This is a genomic window from Curvibacter delicatus NBRC 14919, from assembly GCF_001592265.1.
GTDB lineage: Bacteria > Pseudomonadota > Gammaproteobacteria > Burkholderiales > Burkholderiaceae_C > Hylemonella > Hylemonella delicata.
On sequence record NZ_BCWP01000061.1, the window covers coordinates 1 to 10,790 of the forward strand.

Here is a 10,790-nt window from a genome sequence, read left to right on the forward strand (position 1 = left end):
CACTGGCGGTCGAGACCGCTTCTGACCCCTGGCGCACGGTGGCCACGGTGCGGCGCAGAGACTCCTGCATCTGCTTGACCGAGGCCATGATGCTGCTGGAATCTCCGGTCCGCAGGGTGATGGCCTGCGTCAGGTCGCCTTGTGCAACATGCCCCACCGCGTCGGCCACGTCAACGGGTTCGGCCCCCAGCTGGCGCGTCAAGCCGCGCGCGATGGCCCAGGCCACGAACAAACCGGCCACGATGGCCAGCACACTGATGGACAGGATCAGGCTGCTGCTGCTGTCAACCCGCTGGTTGGCCTGCTGCCCGATCTCTTCGGCCGATGCGCTCTGAAGGGCCAACGAGTCCTCGACCGCCTTGAAGAGGATGTCCTGCTTGGCGGCGATTTCGCCATTCAGGAGACTGCTGGCCGCCTTGAACTCGTCCGGATTGCCCGACATGCCCAGCTTCATCGCCTGGTCCAGGCCTTTGCTGTAGCTGCCGCGCGTGTCGTGGATGATCTTGAGCAACTCTATGCCTTTGGGCGAAGTCTCTGTCTTGTCCAGTTCAGCAAAGATTTCTGCATTGCTGGCGCGGATCGGCTTGATTTTTTCCACCAGGGGCGCGGCCGCCGCTGCGTCATTGAGCAGCACGGCACTGCGGGTGATCGAGGCGACCGTCTGCAGGTTGTCCTTCAGCTTGTTGAAGACCTGGACCTTGCGCAAGCGGTTTTCCCGCAGTTCATGCAGGTCGCGATTGATCGCATTCAATTGGACCAGCGCAACGACGCTGATGACCACGAGCGCGGCGATCAACAGACCAAAACCGCTGATGAGTCGGGTGCCAACCCGCATCTTGTTGAATATGTTCATGAGGTCCCTTTGGAATCGAACGGGACAGTCGCAAGCCTGCCACCACCCGTGTGCAGGCGATGTTAACGCAGGCCTTCAGGCCGAGCCATCGCAAAAAGCCGTGAACGCTTCCACCGGACAATGCCCCGGCTGGGGCGTCATGACATCCCTCTTGGGATAGACTGCAAAAAATTAAAACAATGCCGAACTGTGGCGGGAGCCAACCATTTTTGCCGTAGCAATGCATGTCCTCCAAGCGATTCGAAACTCTGCCCATCGAGCAACTGCGCAAGCTGGCCGGTGGCAACCTGTTCATCAGGCCGGAACCTGACGCCCAGTACCACCTGGGCCAGCGTTATGCCCTGGGAACCGGTGTCGAGAAAAACGAGCAGGAAGCCGCCTATTGGTTCCGCCGTGCTGCAGACTGCGGCCATGCCGAGGCCCAGCGCAACCTCGCGTTTGCGTATTTGCACGGCCGCGGCGTTCCGAAGAATGAGGCCGAAGGCATCCGCAGGCTGCGCATCGCGGCCGAATGGAGCGATGCACCCGCACGGCGGCAACTTGGCTACCACTATGCGACCGGCTCGGGCGTCCCCAAGGACGAGAACGAGGCTGTGCACTGGTTTCGCCTGGCGGCCGACCAGGGCGACTGCTTTGCGCAGTACAACCTGGCCTTTGCCTATGCCAACGGCCGCGGCGTGTCCGCCAGCCCGCAGGACGCCGTACGCTGGTACCAGTTGGCCGCCGACCAGGGCATGCCGGAAGCCCAGTGCGAGCTGGGACTGATCTACGAGCAAGGACTCGGCGTGCCGGTGGACTATGAAAAAAGCGTCTACTGGAACCGGCTTGCCGCCGAGAAAAAATATGCCGAAGCCTGCAGCAACCTGGGCTGGCTTTATGAAAACGGCCTGGGTGTGCCTCAGGATCTGGAGCAGGCGCAGCACTGGTACGAAGAAGCCGTCCGGCAGGAGTTTGCGGAAGCCAAAGAACGACTGTCCCGGCTGCGCGAGCGGCGCACACGCTTGCAACCCATTCCCGAACACAACCTGCGTGCCGACGACTCCGTTGCCGACTACCTTGAATCGGCCTTCGCCGACTTTGTCGGGCTGGACGTGGTCCGGCAGGAGGTCTTTCGCCAGGCCAGCTACATCCAGGTGCAGAAGCTGCGTGCGCAGCAGGGCCTGCGTGTGCCCAACTGGCCATCACGCCATCTGGTGTTCCTGGGCAACCCGGGCACCGGCAAGACCACGATTGCCCGCATCATCGCCGGCCTCTACCAGCGGCTGGGCATCCTGAAGACCGACAAGGTCGTCGAAACCGATCGCTCCGGGCTGGTAGCAGCCTACATCGGCCAGACGGCGATCAAGACCCGGGCCGTGGTGGAGTCGGCCCTGGGCGGCGTGCTGTTCATTGACGAGGCCTATGCCCTGGCACGCGAAGGCAGCCAGGACTTCGGGCGGGAAGCCATTGAAACGCTGCTCAAGATGATGGAGGACCACCGCGATGATCTGGTGGTGATCGTGGCCGGCTACACCGAGGAAATGGAACACTTCATCGACGCCAATCCGGGCCTCGCCTCGCGTTTCAACCGCTACATCAATTTCCCGGACTACACGCCGGCCGAGCTGCTGAAAATCTTCCTGAACTTCTGCACCAGGCACTCCTATGTCCTGAGCGAGTCGACCCATCACGGTTTGCAGACCATCTTCAGCCGGGAAATCCAGGTGCAGCGGGAACGCTTCAGCAATGCACGTTATGTGCGCAATCTGTTCGAAAAGGTCATCGAGGCCCAGGCCCAGCGCGTCTTCGCCCTGCCCAATGCAACGAAATCGGACTTGCAGGCCATTCTGCCGGCGGACGTGGAACACGGGCTGGGCGAACCCCTGCCGGCGGATGACGGCATGTCATCCAACTACGAGGGCGTTCTGAGCAAGCTGAATGACCTGGTCGGACTGCGGCATGTCAAGAAACAGGTGCAACGCCTGTTCGCCTTTGTCCGTTTGCAACGCATCCGTTCCAGTGCCGGCAACAAGGTCCCCGCCGGGTTCTCGCAGCACCTGGTGTTCACCGGCAACCCGGGCACCGGCAAGACAGCGGTGGCGCGCATCGTCGCCGACCTGTATTGCAGCCTCGGGATCATTCCTTCCAACCACATCGTCGAGGTGGATCGCTCCGGTCTGGTCGCCGGCTACGTCGGCCAGTCGGCCATCAAGACCCGGGAGGTGCTGGAGTCGGCACTGGGCGGCGTGCTGTTCATCGACGAGGCCTACGCACTGGCCCAGGGCGAGAGCGGCAGTGACTTCGGCAAGGAAGTGATCGACACCCTGCTCAAGTTCATGGAAGACCATCGCGACCAGTTGGTGGTGATCGTGGCGGGTTATCCGGAGCCCATGAAGCGGTTCATCGACAGCAACCCGGGTTTGCGCTCGCGCTTCAACCACTACATCGAGTTCGAGGACTATGCACCCGCCGAACTGCTCGGCATCTTCCATGCCTTCTGCCGTCAATCCGAATACACGCTCGAAGAGCCCGCACGCGCCCTGCTGCTGGCCAACCTGACCGCGCTGTACGAGGCAGGCCAGACCTCCGACAACGGCCGACTGGTACGCAACCTGTTCGAGCGTTGCATCGAGGTGCAGGCCGAGCGGCTGGCCTATCTGGGTGAAGACTCGGGCGCAGACCTGAACGCCTTGACAGCCGACGATGTATCCGACGCGCTGGAGGAGGTTCTCGCCGAACTGGACAGTGGGCTGAACAAGACCGTCAACGCCCTGCCCCAGCCGTCGGACACACCGTCCCAGGCCGCTGCCGATGTCGCCGCGACACGCCCGTCTTGTCAGGCGGACTGAAGACTACGAGCGCTCGATTCGGAGCGAAGGAGCCCCGCACAAGGCGCCTTCAGCAGGGTGACGGCCACAAGGCCGCACACCCCGCGTGCATCAGGCCTTGATTTCACGCGCCGTGATCTGGTACTTGAAGGCGTCGGGCGCATAGGAGTCGAGCCGCTCCTCGGCCGTTTCGCACACCGGGTACATCAGGAAGCCGAGCTTCGGCCCCTTGGCACCGGGCAGCGCCACGTCGTGCGCCATGTTCCAGGCCAGCCAGTTGCCTTCCCAGCCGCCAAACAGCGCCTGGTTCACGGGCGCCACCACGGGGTGGCGGGTGTCCTTGATCCATTCGGCTGTCTCCAGGCGCATGACCTTGGCCACGTCGGCCGGGTCCATCGCCACCCAGCCGTAGTCCTTCAGAAATACCTCGGCACGGCAGTGCTGCGCGCCCTTGAGGCTGGCCGGATTGCCACTGAGTTCCTTGTAGCCAAAGGCCGACGGCACCAGACGCAGGCCGTACACATCACGCGCCGGCAGGCCGACTGCGCGGCACAGGCCAACGAAGATGGCGTTGAGGTCGGCGCACTTGCCACCCAGGTTGCCGGTCTCCAGCATGGTCTTGATGTCGCCTTCGCCGCAGCCGCGGGTCTTGGGTTCGCGGTAGGTGTTGGCCACCACCCAGTTGTAGATGGCACGCGCTTTCTCCACGTCGGTCTTGGCGCCGCGCGTGGCCTCCAGCGCCGTCTTGCGCACGATGCCGTCGGTCGGCAGCAACGCGGTAGGGCGGGTCCAGAACTTCAGGCTGGCCGCGTCTTCCTGCACCGGCTTCTTGACCGACCAGTCGACCGCGCGGTTGCGCGTCTGGATGCGGCTGGTGAGTTCGACCCAGGGCTTTTTCTCGCCGGCGGCGAACTCCACCGCCAGCAGCTTGGCGCCGTAATGGGCATCGCTGCCCATGCTGGCCTGGCCGTTGCTGCTGTAGGCGTTGTCCAGCGAATGTTGCCAGTCGGTATCAACCGACGGCACCGGCAGCCAGACGCGGGTAGTGCCTTCGGGGGCCAGGATGTCGACACGGGTGGTCACCTCGAAAGTGCGCCATGCACCGGGCTGAGGATTGAACTGGCGCTGCGCCGGAGCCGGTTGGGCAAAGCCGATAACCGGCAACGTGTAGGCGGCAGACAGGGTTGCCGCGTTCTTGAGGAATGTGCGACGCACGGTGGTCATAAAAGGACTCCGGATTGGTGGTGAAAACGCCGCCGGCGCAGATGAAGATGCCCCGGAACCGCGTGCGACCTGCCCAGCAGGGCTTCGCGGGAGCGATTATCGCCTCGGATCCCTCTGTGTTATCCCCTAGCTTGACCCCATATTTCCTAGGGTATATTGAGCGAAAAGTTATGAGAATGCGGTTGGAGACCTATCACTCGATGATGCAGACGATGCCACTGCCAGCACAGGCTTGCAGTGGCATCGTTTTGCGCACCCCGGAAAGCATCTTGGCTGACGACATCCGGCAGACCGCGCTGGCGCAACTCGGCTTCACGGATCTGGCAACGTCGGTACACGCCGAACGAGGACAGGACAGGCAAGGCGCCTGGGTTCGGCTGTGGCTGGATCAGGCCACTGCCCAGGCTTGGGCCCCCGGCCTGGACACGCTGCAACTCGCTTCGACCTTGCAGCTGAACACGCTGAACTGCGATGCCGACCTGATGCGCGAGATCGTGGTGGCCATGCTCATGGGACCGATCCCTTTCGAGTTCCCCAGCCTGGACGAACTGGTCTCGGCCGTGCGCATCCGCCGCAACATCGTGCAGGCGGCGCGCAAGACCACACTGGCCTTTGATACTGCAGCCGCCGAGCGCCCCGAGGGTTACTGGACCTACGACAAGGCCACCGGTTTCACCATCCTCCCGGGTGTCTCGCTGATCGAAGCCTTGACCCGCGCCACCCAGCCAGACGTCTCGGGTTCGCTGTATTCGTTCTCCTGCTACCGCGCCACCGAGTACGTGACCCTGCTGGGCATCGCGCAGGAACTGGCACACAGCAACCCGTCCCTGTTCAATCAGTTGCAGAAGCAATGGACCCAGCGCGCCATCATGTCGGGCGAATTCCACGAAGTGTTCCTGCGCGAACAAGGTTCGATGGACCAGCCGCTGCCGCCCAGCTACTACGTTCCGGGTGACCGGACCTGGTTCCGCAACCCCGACGAAGCCTCCGCCAACGCCTCGGGCTTTGAAGGCTCCTGGGTCATGTACCTGGGGGGCGGCCTGTTCACCAACTTCTGGAAACGCAACCACCCCTACACCCTGACCAGCAAGTGCGTCGAGATCTACCACTGGCGCCATGGCCTGTACCGTGACGAGCAGGGCGAACACCGCATCGACGAAGCGCATATCGAGCCGATGATCGAGGCCACGCTCAGCAATCCTTCCGAGCTGACACGCATCATGGCGCTGATGACGCGCTACCGTGAGCCGCGCGGTGTCTACACCGAAGCCGGCGGCGGCATCGACACCACGCGTGAGTTCGCCCGTTGGGTCCGCCCCGGCACGGCGGACCTGCAGCTGCCCACCGAATAAAATCCGGGCATGCAGTCCCGGCAAACCCATATCGATGCGCTCAAGCTCATCGGCTCACAGCTGATCGTGCTGCATCACTTTGCCGCCTATGGCCCGCTGTCCGATGCCATGAGCCAGGCCGCACCGCATCTCTCCGCCTGGCTGTATGACTATGCGCGCATGGCGGTGCAGGTGTTTCTGGTGCTGGGCGGTTATCTGGCCGCACGCAACCTGGCGCCGGAAGGCCAGATCCGCATCGGCTCGCCCTGGCGCACGCTGTGGCGGCGCTACCAGCGCCTGGTCCTGCCCTTTGTCGTTGCCCTGCTGCTGGCCGTGGCGTCGGCCATGCTGGCACGCCACTGGTTGAGCGATGACTTCATTCCTGACGCACCGACCCTGGGCCAGACCCTGTCGCACGCCCTGCTGCTGCACAGCGTGCTGGGCCAGGAATCGCTCTCGGCCGGCGTCTGGTACGTGGCGATCGACTTCCAGCTCTTCGCCCTCATGACCCTGCTGCTGTGGCTGGGCCGGCGCCGCCTCTGGGCCGTGCTGCTGGTGCTGGGCCTGATGCTGGCCTCGCTGTTCTTCTTCAACCGCCATGAAGACTGGGACAACTGGGCACTCTACTTCTTCGGTGCCTACGGCATGGGGGCATTGGCCTACTGGGTTGGCAGTTCGCGCCATCCCGGCAGGCTGCTGGGGCTGATGGCGGTCGCCGGCCTGCTGGCGCTGGTGCTGGATTTCCGCGGCCGCATCGCGCTGGCTCTGGTGGTGGCGCTGCTGTTGGCGCTGGTGCAGTGGCGCGACCACACCCGCCTGCTCCAGTCGGCCATGCCGGCCCCGCTGGCACGTGCCGTCGGCCTGCTGGGGCAGAGCTCCTACGCCCTGTTCCTGATTCATTTCCCGGTGCTGATGCTGGGCAATGCGCTGTTTGCCCACCTGCGGCTCAGCAACTCTGTCGCCGCCATGGGGGTGCTGCTGGCCAGCTGGGCCATCAGCCTGGCGCTGGCGCTGCTGTTCCAGCGCTGGATGGAAGCACCGCTCTCGCGCCTGGTCGGCTACCGCCGCAAGTCGGCAACGTAAAAAATCAGCGCCGCAGCAAAGGCTCGACCAGCGCCGCCGCTTCGCGCCCGGTCCAGTCCACCTCACCACGCACGCGCTGGCGCGGCCGGCCTTCGGCATCGATCAGGATGGTGGTGGGGAACACATTGGCGCCCCACTGTTTGGCGATGTCGCCGCTCTGGTCAAGCAGCACTGGCAGGCTCATGCCGGTGGCCTGTACGTACTGGTTGATGCGGCGCGGCCCTTCCTTGAAGTTGATCGCCAGCACCACCAGTTTCTCAGGCCCGTAGATTTCGGCCAGTTGCTGCAGCGTTGGCATCTCGGCGCGGCAGGGTTCACACCAGCTGGCCCAGAAGTTCAGCAGCACGGCACGGCCGCGCAGATCGGCCAGCTTCCAGACCTTGCCCTGCAGGTCCATGGCCTGCAATGGCGGCACGGCCAGGCTGGGCGGCCAGCGCGTCAGATCAAAGCTGGCAGCCCGGGCTACCGGCAGCAGGCTGGCCGCGCCCGCCCAGACGGCCAGCCGCTGGAGCGTCTGGCGACGCAGGATGCTGGCAGAGCTCATCAGCATGTCGGGGGTTGACATCGAATCAGCCTCCAGAGCTTATCTGAAAAGCGCAGAAAGCTATCAAATTTATAGCAATCAGAGCTTGTCCGCCACCCAGCCCTGCACGCTGGCCAGCGCCGCGCCGAGCTTGGCCGGCTCGGTGCCGCCAGCCATGGCCATGTCGGGTTTGCCGCCGCCCTTGCCGCCGACCTGCTGGGCGACGAAGTTGACCAGTTCGCCGGCCTTGACTTTGCCCACGCTGTCGGCCGTGACGCCGGCCGCCAGCTGCACCTTGTCGCCGTCCACCGCCGCCAGCACGATGGCGGCGGTCTTGAGCTTGTTCTTGAGCTGGTCCAGCGTGTCGCGCAGGGTCTTGGCGTCGGCGCCGTCGAGCTTGGCGGCCAGCACCTTGATGCCTTTGACATCCACCGCCTGCGTCGCCAGGTCGTCGCCCTGGCTGGAGGCCAGCTTGCCCTTGAGCGCGGCGATTTCCTTCTCCAGCGCCTTGACCTGGTCCAGCACCTGGCCCAGGCGGGTGTTGAGTTCGGCGGCCGGCGTCTTGAGCGTGCCGGCGGCCTGCGTCACGGTGTCTTCCAATTGCTGCAGGTAAGCCAGCGCGTTCTGACCGGTGACGGCCTCGATGCGGCGCACGCCAGCGGCCACGCCGCCTTCGGCCACCACCTTGAACAGGCCGATGTCGCCAGTGCGCTGCACGTGCGTGCCGCCGCACAGTTCGCGGCTGCTGCCGATGTCGAGCACGCGCACGCTGTCGCCGTACTTCTCGCCGAACAGCATCATGGCGCCGGTCTTCTGCGCCGACTCGATGTCCATCAGGCGCGCCTGCGTCGCTTCGTTGTCCAGAATCTCGCTGTTGACCTTGGCCTCGATCTCTCGGATCTGCGCTTCGGTCACCGGTGCGTTGTGCGCGAAGTCGAAACGGGTGCGCTCGGCATTCACCAGCGAGCCCTTCTGCTGCACGTGGCTGCCCAGCACTTCTCGCAGGGCCTTGTGCATCAGGTGCGTGACCGAGTGGTTGCGCTCGGTGGCGGCACGTGTTTCCATGTTCACCAGCGCGGTCACCTGGTCACCCACGTTGAGCGTGCCCTGGGTCACGGTGCCGTGGTGGCCAAAGACATCGGCCTTGATCTTCTGCGTGTCGCCCACGTCGAAGCGGGCCGAGCCGGCCAGCAGCAGGCCTTCGTCGCCGACCTGGCCGCCGCTTTCGGCGTAGAAAGGCGTGGTGTCCAGCACCACCACCCCGTTTTGACCGGCTTTCAGGGCTGCAACCGGCGTCCCGTCTGCGTAAAGCGCTACGATTTTTGCAGCAGCCTCGAGTGTTTCGTAACCGACGAACTCGTTGCCGGCACCGCTGTACTCCAGCGCCTTGTCCATCTTGAACTTGCCGGCGGCGCGGGCCTGGCTCTTCTGCTTCTCCATGGCGGCAGCGAAGCCGGCCTCGTCCACACTCAGGCCACGCTCACGACAAACGTCGGCCGACAGGTCGAGCGGGAAGCCGTAGGTGTCGTGCAGCTTGAAGGCCACCTCGCCTGGCAGCACCTTGGCACCGCCGGCCAGCGCCGCGTCCAGGATCTCCATGCCGTTTTCCAGCGTCTCGAAGAAGCGCTCTTCCTCGGCCTTCAGCACCTCGGTGATGCGCTGCGCCTGCTCTTTCAGACGCGGGTAGGCGTCACCCATCAGGCGCACCAGTTCGGCCACCAGCTTGTGGAAGAAGGGTTTCTTCTGGCCCAGCTTGTAGCCGTGGCGGATGGCGCGGCGCACGATGCGACGCTGCACGTAACCGCGGCCTTCGTTGCTCGGAATCACGCCGTCGCTCACCAGGAAGGCGGTGGCGCGGATATGGTCGGCAATCACACGCAGCGAAGGGTTGCGCAGGTCCTGAGTGCCGACTTCACGTGCCGCCGCCTTGATCAGCGCATCGAACAGGTCGATCTCGTAGTTGCTGTGCACGTGTTGCAGGATAGCAGCCAGGCGCTCCAGGCCCATGCCGGTGTCGACGCAGGGTGCGGGCAGCGGCGTGACGGCGCCGGTCTCGTCCATGTCGAACTGCATGAACACGTTGTTCCAGATCTCGATGTAACGGTCGCCGTCCTCCTCCGGGCTGCCCGGGGGGCCGCCGGGGATGTGGTCGCCGTGGTCGTAGAAGATCTCCGAGCAGGGGCCGCAGGGGCCGGTGTCGGCCATCATCCAGAAGTTGTCGCTCTTGTAGCGCCCGCCCTTGTTGTCGCCAATGCGGATCACGCGCTCGGGCGGCAGGCCGATTTCTTTGGTCCAGATGTCGTAGGCTTCGTCGTCCTCGGCGTACACCGTGGCCAGCAGGCGTTCCGGCGGCAGCTTGTAGACCTCGGTCAGCAGTTCCCACGCCCACTTGAGCGATTCGCGCTTGAAGTAGTCGCCGAAAGACCAGTTGCCCAGCATCTCGAAGAAGGTGTGGTGGCGCGCGGTGTAGCCCACGTTCTCCAGGTCGTTGTGCTTGCCGCCAGCGCGCAGGCAGGCCTGCACCGAGGTGGCACGCACGTAGGAGCGCTTGTCGGTGCCGAGGAACACGTCCTTGAACTGCACCATGCCGGAGTTGGTGAACATCAGGGTCGGGTCGTTGCCCGGCACCAGCGGGCTGGAGGCGACGATGGTGTGGCCCTTGGCGGCAAAGAAGTCCAGAAAGGTCTTGCGGATGTCGGCAACGGAGAAAGCGGGTTGGCTCATGGTGTGTAGGTGGCCGCGCCGCCGATCCGCCAGGAATCGCTGCGGGCACGTAACTGCTTGATTTATTTGAACTATCAATTATAGATTTTGCGCCCCACCTACCGGCATCGGCACCCGACCTGACCCGCCGCCGAGGCGGGCCGCTTCGTGCAAGGAAAAAGATGTTGTGCCCCCGCCATAAGACGGCGAAAGCTTCGCCCAATCATCATATGATTGACCCAAATCGCCCCGCAAACCTGTAAGGG

The 10,790-nt window shown here is 64.2% G+C and carries 7 protein-coding genes; 3 read left to right on the plus strand and 4 right to left on the minus strand.

Annotated elements, in window-relative coordinates; genetic code table 11:
- Positions 1–853: MCP four helix bundle domain-containing protein (locus CDE01S_RS17250; RefSeq protein ID WP_174525484.1), on the minus strand; the 853-nt coding region annotated here is incomplete at its 3' end.
- A gap of 224 nt (positions 854–1,077) precedes the next feature.
- Here CDE01S_RS17250 and CDE01S_RS17255 point away from each other — a divergent pair.
- Positions 1,078–3,681 (plus strand): AAA family ATPase, encoded by a 2,604-nt coding sequence (locus tag CDE01S_RS17255; protein WP_066710585.1) that lies wholly within the window; start codon positions 1,078–1,080, stop codon positions 3,679–3,681.
- A 90-nt stretch (positions 3,682–3,771) separates the two neighbouring features.
- Here CDE01S_RS17255 and CDE01S_RS17260 read toward each other — a convergent pair whose 3' ends face one another.
- Positions 3,772–4,884, minus strand: a complete 1,113-nt coding sequence (locus tag CDE01S_RS17260; protein WP_066710588.1) for a transglutaminase-like domain-containing protein — start codon at positions 4,882–4,884, stop codon at positions 3,772–3,774.
- Between the two features lie 212 nt (positions 4,885–5,096).
- On the opposite strand from CDE01S_RS17260, the gene CDE01S_RS17265 reads away from it, so the two are divergent.
- Together CDE01S_RS17265 and CDE01S_RS17270 are read left to right on the plus strand one after the other, a co-directional pair.
- Positions 5,097–6,236, plus strand: coding sequence for a TGL-type protein-glutamine gamma-glutamyltransferase (locus CDE01S_RS17265; RefSeq protein WP_439648682.1), 1,140 nt, complete (start codon positions 5,097–5,099; stop codon positions 6,234–6,236).
- A 9-nt stretch (positions 6,237–6,245) separates the two neighbouring features.
- On the plus strand, positions 6,246–7,298 hold the full coding sequence (locus tag CDE01S_RS17270) for an acyltransferase family protein (protein ID WP_066710594.1): 1,053 nt from the start codon (positions 6,246–6,248) through the stop codon (positions 7,296–7,298).
- A gap of 4 nt (positions 7,299–7,302) precedes the next feature.
- Here CDE01S_RS17270 and CDE01S_RS17275 read toward each other — a convergent pair whose 3' ends face one another.
- Both CDE01S_RS17275 and alaS read right to left on the minus strand, forming a co-directional pair.
- Positions 7,303–7,863 carry a TlpA family protein disulfide reductase gene (locus CDE01S_RS17275; protein WP_245636212.1) on the minus strand — a complete coding sequence of 187 codons (561 nt, stop codon included), beginning with the start codon at positions 7,861–7,863 and terminating at the stop codon, positions 7,303–7,305.
- Positions 7,864–7,920: 57 nt separating this feature from the next.
- On the minus strand, positions 7,921–10,545 hold the full coding sequence (alaS, locus tag CDE01S_RS17280) for an alanine--tRNA ligase (protein ID WP_066710597.1): 2,625 nt from the start codon (positions 10,543–10,545) through the stop codon (positions 7,921–7,923).
- Positions 10,546–10,790: the final 245 nt, after the last annotated feature.